Here is a 20,878-nt window from a genome sequence, read left to right on the forward strand (position 1 = left end):
TATATACGTATTAATTAATAAAAATCTCTTATTACTTTAACGGTTGCTTAGCTGGAATTCCGGCACGACGCGGAAATATTTTGGGTGTTTTTTTCTTCTTTTCAATCAATAGCAAATGACGGTCTCCCATTCCCTCTGGAAGTGATAAGTTTATAGTTTTAACTGTAGCATTTCCTAGTTGCACTAATGCTTTTTTTGCCTCGGACACTTCATCTTCAATAAGAGACCCTTTCATCGCTATAAACCGTCCACCCACTTTGGCAAAGGGCAAGCAATATTCCGCAAGAATATTTAGTCTTGCAACTGCACGAGCAGTTACCAAATCAAAAGACTCACGAAGTCCTTGACTTTGTCCCCAATCTTCTGCGCGACCATGAATACAATCAACTTGTTTTAGATTCAGTTTATTCACCACTTCTTGCAGGAAGCCAATCCGTTTTTTTAATGAGTCCAATAAAACTAACCGAATATGTGGGAAGGCAATTTTCAAAGGGATACCAGGAAACCCTGCTCCTGTTCCAATATCAATGACTGTTTGAATTTGTTTAATTGGAATGTGACGAATGATCGTTAATGAATCATAAAAGTGCTTGACATAAACTTCATGGTGATCTGTGATTGCTGTTAAATTCATCCATTGGTTGGTTTCCACAAGATGTTGATAGTATACCTCAAATTGAGATAATTGTTCCTCTGTTAAGCTAATACCCCAATCCGCTATTTGTTGTTTAAGCCAATCTCCTTCTATCACCATCGATCCTCCTTAAAAAAGGTCTGATCATAATGGATCAGACCCTCACCAGAAATGATTTGTTGCTCAAATTGTTTTATGAGGTTGCCCTCTAATTCAATCCATCACTCATCGTTACTCCATTCACTCTTGTAATGAATGATACAATGTAGCTGTTTTATTTTTTTACTGCCTTATTTCCTTGTTCAATGTGGATCATCAAAATCGAAATATCGGCTGGATTGACCCCCGAGATCCGAGATGCTTGTCCTAATGAAATTGGACGTACTTTTTCCAGTTTTTCACGTGCTTCAGAAGAAATACCTGCTACTTTAGCATAGTCTACCCAATCCGGGATGCGTTTTTCCTCGATTTTCTTCATTTTCGCCACTTGCTGTAATGCTTTTTTAATATACCCTTCATACTTTAACTGAATTTCTACTTGCTCTGCTACCTCTTCCGGGATCGCCTCAGCTAAAGGTGCCATCTGCAAAATTTCTTGATAACCGAGTTCCGGACGCTTAATTAGACCTGCCAATTCGATTGCATTATTAATAGGTGATGTTCCCATCTTTTTAAGAATAGCTTGCACCTCTGGAGTAGGACGAACTTTGGTTTGGCGTAAGCGATTGATCTCCTTCTCAATGGCTTCTCGCTTTGCTACAAATCGTTGATACCGTTCTTCAGGAATGAGACCAATTTCGTATCCTAGCTCTGTTAACCGTAAGTCTGCATTATCATGACGAAGAAGTAGGCGATACTCTGCCCGTGACGTTAACAAACGGTACGGTTCTTCAGTCCCTTTAGTTACTAGATCATCAATAAGAACACCAATATACGCTTGAGAACGATCTAAAATTACCGGATCTTTTCCTTGTACTTTTCTAGCGGCATTGATACCAGCCATAATTCCTTGTGCTGCCGCTTCTTCATAACCTGATGTTCCATTGATTTGTCCTGCGGTAAACAAGTTTTCTACGATTTTCGTTTCTAAGGTAGGCCAAAGCTGGGTTGGGATGATTGCATCATATTCGATCGCATACCCTGTTCGCATCATTTCTGCTTTTTCTAAACCGTTAATCGTTCGTAACAGTTGAAGTTGTACATCTTCAGGTAAACTGGTTGATAAACCTTGAACATACATCTCCTCAGTATCTCTTCCTTCTGGCTCGATAAATATCTGATGACGATTCTTATCTGCAAAACGAACGATTTTGTCTTCAATCGAAGGGCAATAACGTGGACCTGTTCCTTCAATCGCACCAGAATACATAGGAGCACGATGTAGGTTTTCCCGTATAAATTGATGTGTACGCTCATTCGTATGAGTTAACCAACAAGGAAGTTGATCCATAATAAATTCCGTTGTCTCGTACGAAAAAGCACGTGGAACATCATCACCCGGCTGGATCTCCATCTGTTCTGTATCGATTGATTTACGGTTGATACGTGGTGGTGTTCCTGTTTTAAAGCGAACTGTCTCAAAACCTAACTCATGTAAATGATGCGCTAAATTAATAGATGGTTGTTGATTATTAGGACCACTTTCATAAGATAAATCACCAATAATGATACGACCACGTAAGTAGGTTCCTGTAGTGAGAACGACTGTTTTTGAGGAATATTGCGCACCTGTTCGAGTCACAACTCCTTTGCATTTCCCATCTTCTACTATAAAGTGTTCTACCATATTCTGATGAATTTCTAAATTAGGCTCCGTCTCCAGAGCGTGTTTCATCGCTTGCTGATAAAGTACTTTATCAGCTTGAGCGCGTAAGGCATATACCGCCGGACCCTTCCCTGTATTTAACATCCGCATTTGAATATGGGTTTTATCGATGACTTTAGCCATTTCCCCACCTAAAGCATCGATTTCCCGAACGACATGCCCTTTAGCTGGGCCACCGATAGAAGGATTGCAAGGCATATAAGCGATTGTATCTAGACTAAGCGTGATTAATAAAGTTGAACATCCCATACGAGCAGCTGCTAAAGCTGCTTCACAACCAGCATGACCAGCACCAATCACAATTACATCATATTCTCCCGCTGGATAGGTCATCATCTCACCCCCAAATACATTGGTTGTAAACTTCGTATTTCTAAATATAAGCAAGTCTTTGGATCAAAAAATACAACATATTCCCATCGACTATCCTTACTATGATTACTTACCAAGACAAAATTGGGAAAAAATCTGGTCTATCAAATCCTCAGCTACAGCTTCTCCGATCACTTCACCCAAATATTGCCAAGCATTTTTCAAATCAATCTCAACCATATCTAAAGGCATTCCTGATTCAATTCCGTTCAATACTTCTTGTACACTCTTTTTTGCTTGAGTTAGCAAATGGATATGTCTGGTATTACTAACATAGGTCTGATCCGTCATTTCCATTTTACCCAAATAAAACAAACGAGCAATCGCTTCTTCTAGTTGATCAATTCCTTTTTCCTCTTTAATCGATGTAGTAATTAGTGGGGTTTCTCCAATCAATGATTGAACTTCTTCTAAGTCCAAGCGCCTTGGGAGGTCAACCTTATTTACGATCACGACTTTTGTATATCCTTGTAATAAACGAAGTAGTTTTCGATCATCATCGGTTAGAGGCTCTGCATAATTAAGTACAAGTAGCACTAAATCCGCCTGAGCAAGGGCTTCGCGAGAACGTTCTACTCCGATACGTTCTACGACATCCTCTGTTTCGCGAATTCCTGCTGTATCCAACAAGCGTAAGGGAATCCCACGTACATTGACATACTCTTCGATTACATCTCGCGTTGTTCCGGGTATTTCTGTTACAATTGCTTTGTTTTCTTGAGTCAATGTATTCATCAAAGAAGATTTCCCAACATTGGGACGCCCTACAATAACCGTAGCTATACCTTCTCGCAATATCTTCCCTTGACGCGCTGTTTGTAATAACTGATCGATTTCTTTTAGAATGGACTCACAACGCTGGACTAAGTATTGACTGGTTAGTTCTTCTGCATCATATTCAGGATAGTCCACATTGACCGCTAGATGAGCAAGCGTCTCAACAATATCATGACGTAGACGGCGAATCATCCGTGATAAACGACCTTCCGCCTGTTGTATCGCTACTTTTGCTGCTTGATTGGTTTTTGATCGAATCAGATCAATCACAGCTTCAGCTTGAGATAAATCAATACGACCATTTAAAAAAGCCCGCTTCGTAAATTCACCCGGTTCCGCCAAACGCGCTCCTGAAAGAAGCAATGCTTCTAATGTAGCTTGTACAGGAATCATCCCACCATGACAACTAATTTCTACTACATCTTCCCGTGTAAAAGTACGGGGGGAACGCATGACGGTAACTAATACCTCATCAATCCGCTCTTTCGTTTGAGGATGAACAATATGCCCATATTGCACTGTATGTGTAGGAACATTCTCCAAATTATTTTTCCCATGATATATTTGATCCGCAATCGGTATCGCTTCGGGACCGCTAACACGAATAATAGCGATTCCACCTTCACCAGGTGGAGTAGAAATTGCGGCAATTGTATCGGTTTCCATTCTTTCACCTCAAAGGCCTCTTCACTTTTTCATTCATCATATCATACACATATAACCCAATCAAAAAAACTCTCCAAACAGAGAGTTTCAGGGATAAATTTCCTACAGAAAACCAAATAGTGAAAACGAAATTTTATAGGCTATGCATAAGCCGGGTTTTCCCTTTCAAGTAAAACAAACTTTATAACATGATTATTTCCATTTTTAAAAAGGGTTTCTCTTAAGACAAATAGTCATTCATATATTGCTTTAAGAAAAACCCTTCTATTACTTAACTATCCCTTTTACTTTGCAACCCTAACTTAACATTCACTACCACATAACGAAATGGTTCTACACCTTCACTACGAGTAGTGATTCTCTTCATCCCTTGTAAAGTTTGATGAATAATTTTACGATCCATAGCTGGCATGGGTTCTAAAGACGCCGATTGATGAGTTTGAAGTACACGGTCAGCTACGCGATGGGCTAGCAATTCCAGCGATTTTACCCTACGCTCACGGTATCCATCCACATCGAGAATAAAACGGCGTTTATCCCGAAATTTCTCCACATGACGATTAGCTACTAATTCGCTCAAAAACTGAAGTGAAGCAATTCTTGATCCTTGTTTACCGATAAGAGGGGCTAAATCGGATCCTTCAAGCCCTAGTACAACGGGTTTTTTTCGCCCACCTTGATCTTTTATCGTTACCTTGACATCAAATCCCAATTGCTTAACTACTTGTTCCACAAATATAATTGCTTCCTCAACAGGATCAACTAAACACTTCACTTCTACCTTTGCATCACGAGTACCAAATAAACCAAAAAAACCCTTGCTTGGTTGCTCCAAGACATCAATCGTTACTTTATCACGCGTTGTGTTTAATTGTTCTAAAGCAGATGCAACCGCCAATTCAATGGTTTTGGCTTGTACAACTACTTTATTCAACGGGTAGCGCCCTCCTGAACTAATTTACGCTTTAACGGATTAAAGATCAATAAATATTGTAAGATATAGATTGCATTACCATATACCCAGTATAAAGATAAAGCTGAAGCAAATTGATATGCCAAGATAGCGATCATCACAGGGAATACCCACATCATAATCTTATTCATTTGTGCTTGTTGCGGATTATCTACTCCTGCTTGTGACACAATAAATTGGATATAGGTTGTTGCCGCTGCAAGTAGCGGTAATATCAAATAAGGATCCGGTTTACCTAACTGTAACCATAAGAAATTGGAGTCTGCAATATGAGGATTCCGTACAATCGCTTGGTAAAAGGCGATTAAGATAGGGAATTGAATAATCATTGGCAAACAGCCTGAAGCAGGATTATATCCATGCGTTTGATATAACTTCAACATTTCTTGCTGCATTTGCTGTGGATTGTTTTTATATTTATCTTGTAACTTTTTCATTTTAGGTTGGAGCTTTTTAAGTGCTTCCATGCTTTTTATTTGCTTCCAATATAGTGGCGCAATAATAAATCGAACAATTAGGGTGACGACCAAAATCGATAACCCATAGTTACCGAGTACCCCTTCAAACCAGTCCAATAAATCTGACATTGGTATAACCAAAAATTTATCCCAAAAACCGCCATTTACGCGATCTTTCTCTGTAATATGGGACATATTTGGAGAACATCCTGCTACCATCACAACCGCCATAACAAGCAGAAAAATGAGAGCAATTTTATTACGCCGCCGCTTTTGCAATAATAACGCCTCCTTTAATATAAGATTATCTATATTAACCGTTTACTTTTGTTTTTTGTTTCTCCTTCTTTTCAGGAACTAGATCAATTCCACCTGGATGAAATGGATGGCACTTTAAAATCCTCTTCAATGTATACCAACCACCTCGCCAAAAACCATGGCGTTCAATTGCGATTAAACCATATGTTGAACATGTTGGATAAAAACGACAAACAGGCGGTTTAAACGGAGAAATAAATTTACGATAAAATCGAATAAGTGCTAAAGCGAGTTGTTTCATATTCCCACCCCATTTGACCTTTAGCAGATGCTACATCATTTCAATACTCTGTCGGATCTAATCGGTTTCTCTTTTATGAAATGATGCAACTTGCTTATTTTTTATCTTGAGGGGGTTCACTTACAAATAATCGTGCGCGGCGAAAAACATGCCGTAAACTAGATTTTACTTGATCATACGACATATTCGCAACAGGATTTCGGGCAATCACTACAATATCCGCCTGTGACTTGATATGTTCCATCCAATGTCTAGAAACTTCCTTAATTAGCCGCTTAACCCGATTCCGTACGACTGCGTTACCTACCTTGCGACTTACGGATATACCTAGCCGAGCAGGTCCGCTTTCTGACCGTTTCGCAACATATACAACAAACTGCCGATTCGCAACGGATCTCCCTGCACGAAATACTCGACGAAAATCATTTCGCCTTTTCAGACGATATACGCGCTGCAAAGGTATACTCCTTCCTATGAACCTCTGTCTATTTCTCTCAATTATAGGGAAAAAATAAACAGATTAAACCAAATCACCTTTCTATCTTACTTTCATACATAGGAAAAAAGGCCACAGAGTAAGTGGCCTGGTCACCTTAAGCAGATAAAACTTTTCTTCCTTTTCTTCTACGGTTACGTAATACTTTGCGGCCATTTTTCGTGCTCATGCGAGCGCGAAAACCGTGTACATTTTTACGTTTACGTTTACTAGGTTGATAAGTACGTTTCATATTATTCACCTGGTGATCCTTAGCTTTCTCATGCATGTAAGCTAAGGTGAACCGGATCGGATAAAGATCCGACTGCGCCCCAGGTAACCTCCCTTCTATATCATGCGTTCATCAATACCCGACGACAATCTATAACATTATACCGAGTTTAAAGTAAAAATGTCAAGAAACCCTTATGCTCTAAGGGATAAGCATGTGGATAAATTTTCAACCTGCTTTCGAAAATCCTTTATGTAATTAACCTTTTCATAAACATATACAAAACGTGTACTTTCTGTTGATACATCCAATTTTCCTTTTCTGGTTAAACGAAAGGTTTGATTTTTACACAACAGAAAGGAAATCACAAATCTAGAAAAATGGTACGTGGCGGATTAAGAGGGGCACTTCAACTTAAAATAAAGAGACTAAAGTTATCCACATGTTTATAACCTGAGGATTCCCCATCTCCTTATGTGGATAACTTATCGTAATTATCCCCATCCACATGTGGATAATTTTTGCGCATCGGAAACTTTTTACACATCTTATCCAAAGATTATCCACTGGTTATCCACAGTATTCAGGGGTGTGGATAAAAAAAATCCACATCCTTGTGGATTGTGGATAACTTTCCATTTCTCATTGTAAATACTGGGATAATTTGATATTCTATTGTTGCTTTATCAGTGGATAACTCACTTGTTCACAAACACTTATCCACAACTGTGGATAAGTGTTTGATTATTTATTCACATCCCTGTGGAAAATATTTTAGACAAGGTGTGGATGATGTGAATAAGTCATTTTTACTCTTTATTATCATCATTAAACCTTGTGGATAAATTATTTATATCATCTAGCTGAGAAAGGAGGAGAATGGGTGGAACATGTTCAAGAGCTATGGGCCAAGACACTGAAGGTATTGCAAGAGCAAGTTAGCAAGCCTAGTTTTGAGACTTGGTTCAAAGCTACCGAAGCCACCGACTTCCAGAACAACACGTTAACTGTTACAACACCCAATGAATTTTCCCGCGATTGGCTAGAATCTCGCTATGCCAATATGATTCGTTCCACACTACAAGCAATGACGGGGACAAACATCAAAATCAAGTTTGTCATACCAGAAAACGCTAATAAAAAAACCGCTGAAGCCGAAGTAGTTGAAATAGCTCCCCCACAATCTCAGTTAAATCCGCGTTATACCTTCGATACCTTTGTCATTGGTTCTGGAAATCGCTTTGCTCATGCTGCATCATTAGCTGTCGCAGAAGCACCTGCTAAAGCATATAATCCACTATTTATCTATGGTGGTGTTGGGCTTGGCAAAACCCATCTGATGCATGCGATCGGTCACTATGTACAAGATCACTCGTTATCTAGCCGAGTTGTTTATTTGTCTTCTGAAAAATTTACTAATGAATTTATCAACGCAATTCGAGACAATAAAGCAGATCACTTTCGTAACAAATATCGATCGGTGGATGTCTTGCTAATTGATGATATTCAATTCTTAGCTGGAAAAGAACAAACACAAGAGGAATTTTTCCACACTTTTAACGCATTACATGAGGAAAACAAACAAATTATTATCTCAAGCGACCGCCCACCCAAAGAAATTGATAACTTGGAAGATCGACTGCGTTCTCGATTTGAATGGGGATTGATCACAGATGTCCAACCCCCAGATTTAGAAACACGGATTGCTATTTTACGAAAAAAGGCGATTGCTGATAATCTAGATGTCCCTAGTGAAGTCTTAGCATATGTAGCAAATCATGTAGATACCAATATTCGTGAGCTTGAAGGGGCTCTAATCCGAGTGGTTGCTTATTCAGCTCTGATGAACCAGTCCATCAGCACCGAATTAGCCAAAGAAGCTTTAAAAGATATTATCTCTAATTCTGCTCCTCGTGTAGTAGGTATTCAGCATATCCAGCAAGAAGTATGTAATTACTATCGATTGCGTGTTGAGGATTTAAAAAGTAAAAAGAGAACCAAAACAGTTGCATTCCCTAGACAAATCGCCATGTATTTATGTCGCGAACTAACTGATTACTCCCTTCCAAAAATAGGAGAGGACTTCGGAGGGCGTGATCATACAACTGTTATTCATGCTCATGAAAAAATTAGTCGCATGTTGAAAAATGATCCACAATTGCAACATGTAATGAAAGAATTGAAAAAGAGAATTACTCGTGGTTTATAAACAGGGGATTGTGTAAACTGTGGATAACTTGTACTCACTTATACACATGTTTTACACAGCCAATTCATATGGTATATCTGGGATAGACCCACTTATCCACAATATCCACAGCCCCTACTACTACTATTACTATTATTATTATTAAATATAAATAAAAAAGAGCACTCATTTTTCACTTTTTCATTTGTTTTTTTATCGCTTCACTTATCCACAAAAAATTGGGGATAGATTTAGCTTAAGGAGGATTTTCATGGAACTGTCTACTATTCATTCCGCATCTATCCAAATGAAACTTACAATTGCTAAATCAGCGCTTGTTGAAGCTGTTTCACAAGTATCAAAAGCTGTATCTAGTAAAACAACCATACCCATCTTAACGGGAATTAAAGTATCTGTAGATGAAGAAGGTCTTACCTTAACAGGAAGTAATTCAGACATTACCATCTCTGTGCGCGTACCCAGAAAAGTAGAGGATAAAGAACAAGTAACTGTAGAAAAAACAGGGGATATTGTTTTACCAGGGAAGATTTTCGGCGATATTGTACGTAAGTTACCTGGTGATAAAGTGGAATGGATGGTAAATGATCGCTTTCAGACAATTATCCGTTCTGAACAAGCAGAATTTCAACTAAATGGGCTCAATCCTGAAGAATATCCAAGACTTCCTAAGCTTCCACGTGAACAAGTTTTTACCATGCCTGCTGATCTTTTAAAATCAATCATTCGACAGACCGTATTTGCTGTAGCTACCAATGAAGCCCGAGGAATCCTTACTGGTGTACAATGGCAATTGGACTCAGGTGTACTTACTTGTGTAGCAACAGATAGTCACCGTTTATCTCGTCGTCAAGTTGAAGTGGAAGGCTCAGAAGACTTGGTTTTAAGAAATGTTGTTATCCCTGGAAAGAGCATGAATGAATTGGCCAAAACTTTAGCTGATAGTTCAGGTTATGTTGATATGATTGTGGCAGACAATCAAATTTTGATCAAAAATAATCATCTTGAGTTTTACTCCCGTTTACTTGAAGGAGTTTATCCAGATACCAATCGTGTAATCCCGAAAAATGGAGAAACCAACTTAGTCACATCGACTAAAGAATTGTTACAATCTGTTGAGAGAGCTTCACTTATTACCAGAGAAGGTCGAGATAATGTGATAAAATGGACTATAAATGACGGGAAGGTTCAAGTTACATCTACTGCGCAAGATATTGGAAGTGTTACAGAAGAAGTGGTAGCTAAAGTAACGGGTCCGGATCTAAGTATTTCATTTAACGCTCGGTACATGATTGAAGCCTTACGATCGATTGACAGTGAATCACTTCGCATTCAATTTACAGGTGTGATGACGCCATTTATCATCCAACCAGCAGATCGAGACGATTCCCTTCACTTAATCGTGCCTATCCGGACCCGCTAAACCGAGGAAGGAAGTCGAAAATGAAAAAAGTAAAAATAGATGGTCCGTATATTACACTGGGCCAGTTATTAAAAAAAATAGATTTGATCGATAGTGGGGGACAAGCAAGGATTTTTCTCGATATGACTGAAGTAAAAGTGAATGGTGAGCATGAGCTAAGACGGGGTAGAAAGATTTATCCACAAGATATTGTGGATATTGCAGGTCACGGAAAAATGCATATTATCCAGGTGTAGGAGGGCACTTACTTGCGTGTGCAGCATTTAGAGCTACGTCAGTATCGTAACATCACTGCTCTTGAACTTCAGTGCCCCGAAGAACTCCATCTGTTTGTTGGTCCCAATGCCCAAGGAAAAACAAATATTCTCGAATCCCTTTATGTACTGGCTCTTGGTAAATCCCATCGATCTCGCTCATCACGGGATTTAATTCAATTTGGTAAGACACGAGCAAACTTAAAAGCAAAAGTAAAAAAAAATAACCAAAATGAACGTTTGGAAGTGCAGTTATTTGAAAAAGGGAAAAAAGTGATTCGTAATGGTATTGAGCAGCCTCGACTAAGCCAGTATATCGGCTCTCTCCCCACTGTATTGTTTGCACCAGAGGATTTAGCCTTAGTCAAAGGAAGTCCACAAGTACGTCGGCGTTTTCTGGATATGGAAATTGGGCAGGTAAACCGAACGTATGTCCACCATTTAACACAGCTAACGAAATTGATCACACAACGAAACCATCTTTTAAAAGAGCTAGGAAAGAGTCGGCAAATTCAATCTGCTTTACTCGATGTGCTAGATGAGCAATTTATTTCCTTAGCTGTTCCGATTTGGGAGAAGCGGTTTCGCTTTTTAGCTTTATTAACCAAATGGGCGAGGAAAATTCACGAGACCATAACTCAAAATCAAGAGGAACTTATGATAGAATATGTTCCATCTATCCAAATTCATGGGGAAATGACCCAGACAGAGTTACAAGAAACATTTGCGCAGGAATTATCAAAAATAAGAGGAAAAGAAATTCAACGGGGCAGTACTTTAGTAGGACCACAACGAGATGACTTTAGCTTAAAGGCGAATCAGCTTAATTTACATGCGTTTGGGTCCCAAGGCCAACAGCGTACGGCTGCTTTGTCGTTAAAACTAGCAGAGATTGAGTTAATCTATCAAGAAATGGGTGTTTATCCCACTCTTTTATTAGATGATGTCTTATCTGAGTTAGATGATTCACGCAAGACACATTTATTGACTGCTATTCGTGGTCGGGTACAAACATTTGTAACAACAACCAATCTTGAAGGAATTGACCCAGCTCTACTCAAGCAAGCACGAATTTATCAAGTAAGGCAAGGTATTATAACCGAACTGGGGTGAGAAGGTGTTTATTCACCTAGGTGGAAATCGTATGATTCGCATTAGCGAGGTGGTTGCAATTATTGATGTAAATACCAATAAAGCTTCGGATCCATCTTGTTCATTTATCGAGCTTGCCAAAAAAGAAGGGCAAGTTGAACAAATTTCAGCGGACGAAATTAAATCATTTGTCATAACCAAGCAAAAAGTGTATGGCTCTCCGATTTCCTCGCTGACTCTGATGAAAAGAGCAGAGCAGAGCCAAAATCATCAGAAATTATGATCTCTACAAGAACTGGATTTTGAAATGGATTAAGAGAGCAGGTGACTGAGGTTGACCGTACAAAAAACCAACTATGATGAAACACAGATTCAGGTGCTTGAAGGTTTAGAGGCTGTAAGAAAAAGACCAGGGATGTATATCGGTTCTACATCGAGCCGAGGGCTTCATCATTTAGTTTGGGAAGTTGTGGATAATAGCATTGATGAGGCTTTAGCTGGACGTTGTGATACAATTTCAGTAATTATTAACCCTGATAATAGTATTACAGTAACAGATAATGGAAGCGGGATTCCTGTAGGAATCCATCCAAAAATGGGACGACCGGCTGTTGAAGTTGTTATGACTGTCCTACATGCAGGTGGAAAATTCGATAATGAGGGGTACAAGTTTTCTGGTGGTCTACACGGTGTAGGTGTATCTGTAGTCAATGCTTTATCAGAATGGGTAGAGGTTGAAGTAAAACGTGAAGGAAAGATTCATCGTCAACGGTATCGTCGTGGAGTTCCAGAAACTGACCTTGAAGTGATCGGATATTCAGACGAAACAGGAACAAAAACTACTTTTAAACCAGATCCAGAAATCTTTACAGAAACAACAGTCTATGACTATGGTATCCTGCAAAATCGGATCAGAGAATTAGCTTTTTTAAACCGCGGTGTAAAGATTATTTTAGAGGATCATCGTGATGAAAAACCTCGTTCGGAGGTTTTTCAATTTGATGGTGGTATTCGTTCTTTTGTTGAACATTTAAACAGTAAACGAGAAGTGCTACATGAGCCTCCTATTTCGATCGAAGGGGTTAAAGAGCAAATCTATGTGGAAATTGCTATGCAATATAATAATTCCTATTCATCCCATATTTACTCTTACGCCAACAACATTCATACCCATGAAGGGGGAACTCATGAGTCGGGATTTAAGTCAGCATTGACACGTGTAATCAATGATTATGCTCGTCGTAACAACTTGTTAAAAGAAAGTGATAGCAATCTAACCGGAGATGATGTTCGTGAAGGGTTAACGGCTATTATCAGCGTAAAGATTCCGAATCCACAATTTGAGGGGCAAACCAAAACCAAACTAGGTAATAGCGAAGCACGTACAGCGACAGAACAATTGTTCTCAGAAGGATTACAAACTTTTCTAGAAGAAAATCCGGCGATCGCAAAAAAAGTCATTGGAAAATCAGTAATGGCTGCTCGAGCTAGAGAAGCAGCACGTAAGGCACGTGAACTAACACGGAGAAAAAATGCGCTTGAAGTAAGCTCCTTACCAGGAAAATTGGCTGATTGCACCTCTCGTAATGCGGAAATTAGTGAATTATTTATCGTTGAGGGAGATTCGGCAGGAGGTACCGCAAAACAAGGGCGTGACAGAATGTTCCAAGCGATATTACCACTTAAAGGGAAAATTCTAAATGTGGAAAAGGCACGTTTGGATAAAGCATTGTCTAATGACGAAATTCGTACGATTATCACAGCCTTAGGAACAGGCATTGGTGAAGATTTTAATCTAGAAAAAGCTCGCTATCACAAAATTATTATCATGACCGATGCTGATGTGGATGGTGCACATATTCGTACGCTATTGCTGACGTTTTTCTATCGTTATATGCGCCCACTTATCGAAGATGGTTATGTCTATATCGCCCAGCCTCCGCTTTATAAACTACAACAAGGAAAAACCATTCGTTATGCTTACAATGACAGAGCAAAAGAAGAACTTTTGCGAGAGATGGAGCAAAGCGGAAAAGGAAAAATTGATATTCAAAGATACAAAGGTTTGGGAGAAATGAATGCTAATCAGCTTTGGGAAACAACCATGGATCCGGAAAGTCGCACTTTACTTAAAGTGTCCTTGGAAGACGCAATCGATGCGGATCAGGTGTTCGAAATGCTGATGGGAGATCGAGTTGAACCACGCCGTGACTTTATTCAAGAGTTTGCCAATCAAGCTAACTTGGATGTGTAATACTTGTTTAGAACCATGGTCTTGGTTGGTAAATGAATGGGGAGTTGAATGATTTGGCAGAATCAGAACGTATTCAATCAGTCAATATTAGCGAAGAGATGAAGACTTCCTTTTTGGATTATGCGATGAGTGTAATAGTGAGCCGGGCTTTACCTGATGTCCGTGACGGGCTAAAACCGGTTCACCGCCGTATATTATATTCCCTACATGAACAGGGAATGACACCTGATAAGCCTTATAAAAAATCCGCACACGTAGTCGGGAACGTACTAGCGCAGTACCATCCTCATAGTGACACTGCCGTATATGATGCCATGGTAAGAATGGCTCAAGATTTTTCATTCCGTTACATGTTAATTGATGGTCATGGGAATTTTGGATCGGTGGACGGGGATGCCCCGGCAGCCATGCGTTATACAGAGGCGCGCATGGCTTCAATCACGTTAGAGCTTCTTCGGGATATTCACAAAGATACGATCGACTTTATGCCTAACTATGATGGGCAAAAACAAGAACCACAGTTCCTTCCTGCACGCTTTCCTAATTTACTTGTAAATGGGTCTGCTGGAATTGCAGTAGGAATGGCTACCAATATCCCACCACATAATCTCAATGAAGTCATTAATGGAATTCTGTATTTGATTGATCATCCTGAAGCGACTATCGATGAATTAATGAAATTAATCAAAGGCCCTGACTTCCCAACAGGGGGAATCATTCTTGGTTTAGATGGCATCCGTAAAGCATTCCGAACTGGAAGAGGTAGTATTCAGATTCGTGCCAAAACCCGAATTGAAGAAGCGGGTAATGGTAAGATGCGTATTGTGGTAGAAGAACTTCCGTATCAAGTGAATAAGGCCAAGTTAGTTGAAAAGATTGCAGAATTGGCACGGGATAAGAAAGTGGATGGAATCACTGACCTACGTGATGAGTCTGACCGAAATGGAATGCGTGTGGTCATCGAATTGCGTCGTGATGTCAATCCACGTATCATCTTAAATAACTTGTACAAACACACCCAGTTGCAAACAGGCTTTGGGATTAATATGTTAGCTTTGGTCAACGGAAAACCTCAAGTGCTTAATATAAAACAGGCTTTGTATCATTACCTTGAGCACCAAGTAGAAGTCATTCGCCGCCGGACTCAATTTGACCTAAATAGAGCAGAAGAACGTGCTCATATTTTAGAGGGCTTAAGGATTGCCCTTGATCATATCGATGAAGTAATTAACCTAATCCGTTCATCGAAGGATACATCAACAGCCCGTACAGCTTTGATGGAACATTTTGGTTTAAGTGAAAAACAAGCCCAAGCCATCCTTGATATGCGTCTGCAACGCCTAACTGGCTTAGAACGTGACAAGATCGAGAAAGAATATGCCGAGCTCCAACAGACGATTGCTGAGTTAAAAGCGATATTAGCAGACGAAGCAAAAATCCGTGGGGTTGTGAAGCAAGAAATTATCGAGATCAAAGAGAAATACGGAGATGAGCGCCGTACACGTATTAAGATCGACGTAGAAAGCATTGAAGATGAAGACCTAATTCCGGAGGAAGAAGTCGCGATTATTATGAGTCACCGAGGCTATATTAAACGGATGCCTCTGTCTAACTATCGTGCTCAAAAAAGAGGTGGCAAAGGTGTTACCGGAATGGGGACTAAAGATGATGATTTTGTGCAAAATCTCTTCGTTACCCATTCACATAACTACTTGCTATTCTTCTCAAATAAAGGGAAAGTTTATCGATTAAAAGCCTATGAGGTGCCAGAATTAGGTAGAACGGCTCGGGGCACCCCTATTATTAATTTGATTCAAATTGATCAAGGTGAATATATTCATGCCATTATTCCTGTCAAAGAATTTAATGATGAAAACTATCTGATCTTCTGTACCATGCATGGGATTGTGAAGAAAACAGCATTATCGGAATTTGAAAATATCCGTCGTAACGGACTATTTGCGATTAACTTACGCGAAGAAGATGAATTGGTTAGCGTTCGTATGACAGATGGAGATCAAGAAATCATTATTGGAACAAGTACAGGAATGTCGATTCGCTTCCATGAAGCAGATGTAAGAGAGATGGGACGATCTGCGACAGGAGTGAAAGGAATCACCCTCACGGATGAAGATTATGTGATTGATATGGATATTGCGATTCCAGGAAGAGATGTATTAATCGTAACCAAAAAAGGTTATGGAAAAAGAACGCCACTTTCGGAGTATCGTGTACAATCACGGGGTGGAAAAGGGATCAAAACATTAAGCATTACTGAGAAAAAAGGGCAAGTAATCGGTCATAAAGTAGTTTCAGCTGAAGAAGACCTGATGATCATTACCCAATCTGGAACAGTCATCCGGATTAACGTAGCCGATATTTCAGTCATGGGACGGTATGCTCAAGGTGTCAAACTGATTGCGGTAGATGGAAATGAAGAAGTAGCGACCGTCGCTCGCGTACAAATTACAGATGAAGAAGTTGAAGAAGAAAAAGAATAAATCATGAGGGATGATTTTAGCGAACATTGCCGATGATAATGGTAATGTTCGCTTTTTATCATCTTTCCAAAAAGTTATCCACAATTATCCACAGGTTATCCACAGTCTATACACATCCTTTTTCAGATGATTCTAATCTATTTATTCTTCATTGACTGTACATCGTAGCTTTGCTACACTAGCAAAAAATCTTGGACATCAATAAAGGGGAGCAGGAAATGATGTGGGAACAAAAGTTTACAAAAGAAGGATTAACTTTTGATGATGTATTATTAATTCCAGCTAAGTCGGAAATTTTACCTAAAGATGCTAACTTAGGTACACGTTTAGCAAACTCAGTTCGTTTAAATATCCCTTTGATTAGTGCTGGAATGGATACGGTGACTGAATCTTCCTTGGCCATCGCCCTCGCACGTCAAGGAGGGATTGGTATTATCCACAAAAATATGAAAGTGGAAGAGCAGGCTGAAGAAGTAGATCGTGTAAAGCGTTCTGAAAGTGGAGTGATTACCAATCCTTTTTATTTGCATCCAGAGAATAAAGTGCATGATGCTGAAGAGTTAATGGCTAAGTATCGTATTTCCGGAGTTCCTATCGTTGATGAAAACATTCGATTAGTCGGTATTATTACTAATCGTGACCTACGCTTTATTCGTGACTATTCAACCAAGATCGCTGAGGTTATGACCAAAGAGAATTTGGTTACAGCACCTGTCGGAACAACTTTAGAAGAAGCTGAGATCATATTACAACGTTATAAAATTGAAAAGTTACCGCTTATTGATGAACAAGGTGTATTAAAAGGCTTGATTACCATTAAAGATATTGAGAAAGCAGAGCAGTTCCCAAGTGCCGCTAAAGATGAACAAGGACGTCTACTCGTTGGGGCTGCTGTTGGTGTGGCCAAAGATACGATGCGTCGTGTAGCAGCACTCGTGGAAGCGGAAGTAGACCTTATTGTTGTCGATACTGCTCATGGTCACCATAAAAATGTATCAGAAACCGTCTCTGTGATTCGTAAACAATACCCTGATTTAGTGATTGTTGCTGGAAATGTAGCGACCGGTGAAGCAACAAAAGATTTAATCGAAGCGGGAGCCAATGTCGTGAAAGTGGGAATGGGACCTGGTTCAATCTGTACGACAAGGGTTGTAGCAGGGATTGGAGTTCCTCAAATTACTGCTATTTATGACTGTGCTACTGTAGCTAAAAAATATGGGGTTCCTATCATTGCGGATGGGGGAATCCGATATTCAGGTGATATTGTTAAAGCTCTTGCAGCGGGAGCGGATGCTGTGATGTTAGGTAGCTTGCTGGCTGGAACTGAAGAAGCACCTGGAGAACAAGAGATTTTCCAAGGTCGCCGTTTTAAAGTATATCGGGGAATGGGTTCGATGGGAGCCATGCAGCAAGGTAGTACGGATCGTTACTTCCAAGAAAATCAGCAAAAGTTAGTTCCAGAGGGGATTGAAGGGCGCGTTCCTTATAAGGGGCCTCTGGCAGATACGGTTTACCAATTGATTGGCGGGATCAGAGCGGGTATGGGTTATTGTGGTGTAAAAACGATTGAGGAGCTCAAAGAAAACACGCGCTTTATTCGTATTACGAATGCTTCCTTACGTGAAAGTCATCCACATGATATCCAAATTACGAAAGAAGCCCCCAATTATCATGGCTAAAATATAAAATCAATGAGTTATTATAATCAAAATGACTCAGAAGATAATTAAGGATAAATGTGAAGAAGTAGGAAACTCCTCCTGCTTCTTCTTTTCTTTTGTTAGCGGATATTGTAAACTTGAATGAGTCGGTAAAGAACGGATTGATTTTGGATGGAAGGGAGGAGTTACTGATGAAGCATCGATGGGGATTTGGTTTAGGAATTCTACTGTTTGTGGCTTTGACTTTGGGTATGCCTGTCCAAGGTTTTGCTCAAACAAACTCATCTCTTTCAAACCTCGAAGCCAAAGCTTATTTTATGATGGATTATGAAACAGGAACCATTTTGGCTGAGGAAAAATCAGAAACAAAACGTCCACCTGCCAGTATGACGAAATTGATGACAGCTTTTCTTGTTTTGGACGAAATAAAGGCTGGAAAGCTGAAATGGGAAGACCAAGTGAAGATTGGCAAACGACCGGGAGCACTCACAGGAGAACCGGTTCCATTTAAGACAGGAACTCAGGAAACGGTTCGTGACTTAGTTACAGCAATGATGGTTAAATCTTCCAATTCTGCTGCTGTAGCCTTGGCAGAACACATAGGACAAACCGAAGATCAATTTGCCGATATGATGAATCAAAAGGCGAAACAGTTGAAGATGCATCAAACGAAATTTTTCACTGCGAGTGGTTTAGATAAGGCTTCTTATAAAGAATTTGCCCCTAAAAACGGTGTGGATAATCGAATGTCTGCACACGATACAGCTATTTTAGCTCGCGAATTAATGAAACAACATGGCGAAATATTAGATATCACCAAGCAAGCCAAAGTAACCATCCATGTAGGGGAAACAAAGCAAAAATTAGAAAACACGAATGATATGCTATCGCCAAAAAATAAATACTATGTAGATGAAGTGGATGGACTCAAAACAGGATTTACAGATGAAGCAGGAGCTTGTTTTGTGGGAACGGCTAAAAAAGGGAATATGCGCTTAATCACAGTAGTGATGAAATCATCAAAGAGTGGTCGATTTAAAGCAACCAAAAAACTATTAACATACGCTTTTGATAACTACCAAGTAAAACCGCTGAAAAAAGCAGGCGAATCGATCGCTAAATCAGAAAATTTAACAATCCCTAATGGTGTAGAGCGCACAGTCCCCATGGTCTTAGAAAAGGATCTCCAATTTCCTATACATAAAGGGGAAGAAAGTAAATATACCTTCCAAGTTACCAAAGACCATGTCCAAGCTCCGATCAAAAAAGGTCAGACTTTAGGAAAGATCAAAGTCTTGTACAATGGTCAGGAAGTAAAAGGATTAGAACCATTTAAGTTAGTTGCTCAAACCGATGTAGAAGAGGCAAGCTCCATTCGCTTATTCTTCCGTGAGATCGGTGATACTATCTCAGGCTGGTTTAGCTAATTCATATAAAAACGAATGGTAAAGCTATTACGATCAATAGATAAATAGATAAATAGTACACAGTCTTCAACTAAAACAAATAAGTAGATTACGTTAAATCGTATAAAAAGCGAAGAGTATATAGGATATATGGTATCATTCGAGTCAAAACCAAATTCATTCCTAGACGAAGTAGCGAATCGTTTTTGTGTAGGAACGACTTATGATTGATTGAGTGGGAGTTCAAAAACGATGAGTGGTTGATTAATACTACAACCTTAATTTATATAATAAATAGTTATAGAACCTATCTCTTGGTGATGATGTACAAGAGTTAGGTTTTTTTCATTGGATAGAATTGGAAAGCAAAGGAGCAGGTATGATGCTGATAGAAGACAGTAAGATTTTACTTGTTGATGATGATCAACATATTTTAAACTTGCTGGAATTTGTTTTGAAAAAAGAGCAATTTAACCAGATCAAGACAGCCAAAAGTGGCCGAGAAGCTAGCCAATTATGCCAAAGTTGGATGCCTCATTTGATCATACTCGATATCATGCTACCTGATACGGATGGACTATCTCTATGTAAAGAATTGCGTCAGTGGACACGTGTACCTATTTTATTTTTGACAGCAAAAACTACCGACTTAGATATTTTAGCCGGATTTCAATTTGGTGGAGATGATTATATTACTAAACCATTTAATCCTTTGGAAGTGGTCGCAAGAATTCGAGCTCAATTACGCCGGGAGCAATATATGTTCGAACAGCCACAGATTGAAAGTGTCACATTCGACTTTGGTCGCTTTCGAGTAAATGAAGCGTATGGACAACTATGGGTGGAAGGTGAACAGATCGAGTGCCCAGCCAAAGAATTTCAGTTGCTTGTCTATATGTGTAAACATCCAAATCGAATTTTCAGCTGGAAACAACTGTACCGTCAGGTATGGGAAGAAATGGAGTATTATGGGGGGCATAATACTGTCAAAGTTCATATCAGGAGACTTCGAGAAAAGATCGAACGAGATCCTAGTCATCCTGAATATCTCGTGACCGTAAGAGGTTTAGGGTACAAAATGGTTTTACCCAAGTAGAAGGGAAATATGAT

The 20,878-nt window shown here is 39.5% G+C and carries 18 protein-coding genes; 10 read left to right on the forward strand and 8 right to left on the reverse strand.

All coding sequences use genetic code 11. The features are described 5' to 3' along the window. Positions 1 to 31 precede the first annotated feature (31 nt). From rsmG to rpmH, 8 genes are all read right to left on the reverse strand, one after another. Positions 32 to 748, reverse strand: a complete 717-nt coding sequence (rsmG, locus tag DL897_RS12010) for a 16S rRNA (guanine(527)-N(7))-methyltransferase RsmG (protein ID WP_420824136.1) — start codon at positions 746 to 748, stop codon at positions 32 to 34. Between the two features lie 160 nt (positions 749 to 908). After that, positions 909 to 2,792, reverse strand: a complete 1,884-nt coding sequence (gene mnmG / locus DL897_RS12015) for a tRNA uridine-5-carboxymethylaminomethyl(34) synthesis enzyme MnmG (RefSeq protein ID WP_113659391.1) — start codon at positions 2,790 to 2,792, stop codon at positions 909 to 911. Positions 2,793 to 2,897: 105 nt separating this feature from the next. Beyond that, entirely contained in the window at positions 2,898 to 4,274 is a 1,377-nt protein-coding gene (gene mnmE, locus DL897_RS12020) for a tRNA uridine-5-carboxymethylaminomethyl(34) synthesis GTPase MnmE (RefSeq protein WP_113659392.1), read from the reverse strand. A gap of 271 nt (positions 4,275 to 4,545) precedes the next feature. Then, positions 4,546 to 5,208, reverse strand: a complete 663-nt coding sequence (jag, locus tag DL897_RS12025; RefSeq protein WP_113659393.1) for an RNA-binding cell elongation regulator Jag/EloR — start codon at positions 5,206 to 5,208, stop codon at positions 4,546 to 4,548. Next, on the reverse strand, positions 5,205 to 5,984 hold the full coding sequence (locus DL897_RS12030) for a YidC/Oxa1 family membrane protein insertase (protein ID WP_240627412.1): 780 nt from the start codon (positions 5,982 to 5,984) through the stop codon (positions 5,205 to 5,207). Before DL897_RS12030 ends, jag begins: the two co-directional genes overlap by 4 nt. Before the next feature lie 34 nt (positions 5,985 to 6,018). Further along, positions 6,019 to 6,264, reverse strand: a complete 246-nt coding sequence (yidD, locus tag DL897_RS12035; RefSeq protein ID WP_113659394.1) for a membrane protein insertion efficiency factor YidD — start codon at positions 6,262 to 6,264, stop codon at positions 6,019 to 6,021. A gap of 94 nt (positions 6,265 to 6,358) precedes the next feature. Beyond that, the gene (rnpA, locus tag DL897_RS12040; RefSeq protein WP_113659395.1) at positions 6,359 to 6,721 is read right to left on the reverse strand and encodes a ribonuclease P protein component; all 363 of its coding nucleotides are present in this window, start codon (positions 6,719 to 6,721) and stop codon (positions 6,359 to 6,361) included. A 136-nt stretch (positions 6,722 to 6,857) separates the two neighbouring features. Then, on the reverse strand, positions 6,858 to 6,992 hold the full coding sequence (gene rpmH / locus DL897_RS12045) for a 50S ribosomal protein L34 (RefSeq protein WP_093227528.1): 135 nt from the start codon (positions 6,990 to 6,992) through the stop codon (positions 6,858 to 6,860). Between the two features lie 862 nt (positions 6,993 to 7,854). On the opposite strand from rpmH, the gene dnaA reads away from it, so the two are divergent. The 10 genes from dnaA to DL897_RS12095 all read left to right on the forward strand — a co-directional run bounded on the left by dnaA (position 7,855) and on the right by DL897_RS12095 (position 20,864). Then, entirely contained in the window at positions 7,855 to 9,180 is a 1,326-nt protein-coding gene (dnaA, locus tag DL897_RS12050) for a chromosomal replication initiator protein DnaA (protein ID WP_113659396.1), read from the forward strand. Between the two features lie 286 nt (positions 9,181 to 9,466). Then, complete coding sequence (gene dnaN / locus DL897_RS12055) at positions 9,467 to 10,600, forward strand: DNA polymerase III subunit beta (protein WP_113659455.1); 1,134 nt, start codon at positions 9,467 to 9,469, stop codon at positions 10,598 to 10,600. Between the two features lie 20 nt (positions 10,601 to 10,620). Next, positions 10,621 to 10,836: a S4 domain-containing protein YaaA gene (gene yaaA, locus DL897_RS12060; protein WP_113659397.1), complete on the forward strand. Its 216-nt coding sequence runs from the start codon at positions 10,621 to 10,623 to the stop codon at positions 10,834 to 10,836. Between the two features lie 18 nt (positions 10,837 to 10,854). After that, complete coding sequence (recF, locus tag DL897_RS12065; protein WP_338067095.1) at positions 10,855 to 11,967, forward strand: DNA replication/repair protein RecF; 1,113 nt, start codon at positions 10,855 to 10,857, stop codon at positions 11,965 to 11,967. A 4-nt stretch (positions 11,968 to 11,971) separates the two neighbouring features. After that, a complete protein-coding gene (gene remB, locus DL897_RS12070; RefSeq protein ID WP_113659399.1) occupies positions 11,972 to 12,229 on the forward strand; it encodes an extracellular matrix regulator RemB in 258 nt (85 codons plus the stop codon). A 51-nt stretch (positions 12,230 to 12,280) separates the two neighbouring features. Then, positions 12,281 to 14,200, forward strand: coding sequence for a DNA topoisomerase (ATP-hydrolyzing) subunit B (gene gyrB, locus DL897_RS12075; protein ID WP_113659400.1), 1,920 nt, complete (start codon positions 12,281 to 12,283; stop codon positions 14,198 to 14,200). A gap of 53 nt (positions 14,201 to 14,253) precedes the next feature. Beyond that, positions 14,254 to 16,701, forward strand: a complete 2,448-nt coding sequence (gyrA, locus tag DL897_RS12080) for a DNA gyrase subunit A (RefSeq protein WP_206186522.1) — start codon at positions 14,254 to 14,256, stop codon at positions 16,699 to 16,701. Positions 16,702 to 16,922: 221 nt separating this feature from the next. Further along, the gene (gene guaB, locus DL897_RS12085; protein ID WP_113659456.1) at positions 16,923 to 18,380 is read left to right on the forward strand and encodes an IMP dehydrogenase; all 1,458 of its coding nucleotides are present in this window, start codon (positions 16,923 to 16,925) and stop codon (positions 18,378 to 18,380) included. 173 nt (positions 18,381 to 18,553) lie between these two features. Beyond that, positions 18,554 to 19,789, forward strand: coding sequence for a D-alanyl-D-alanine carboxypeptidase family protein (locus tag DL897_RS12090; protein ID WP_113659402.1), 1,236 nt, complete (start codon positions 18,554 to 18,556; stop codon positions 19,787 to 19,789). A gap of 361 nt (positions 19,790 to 20,150) precedes the next feature. Then, the gene (locus DL897_RS12095) at positions 20,151 to 20,864 is read left to right on the forward strand and encodes a response regulator transcription factor (protein ID WP_206186523.1); all 714 of its coding nucleotides are present in this window, start codon (positions 20,151 to 20,153) and stop codon (positions 20,862 to 20,864) included. Positions 20,865 to 20,878: the final 14 nt, after the last annotated feature.

Origin of the sequence: Thermoflavimicrobium daqui (genome assembly GCF_003313465.1) — a bacterium.
GTDB classification, from domain to species: domain Bacteria; phylum Bacillota; class Bacilli; order Thermoactinomycetales; family Thermoactinomycetaceae; genus Thermoflavimicrobium; species Thermoflavimicrobium daqui.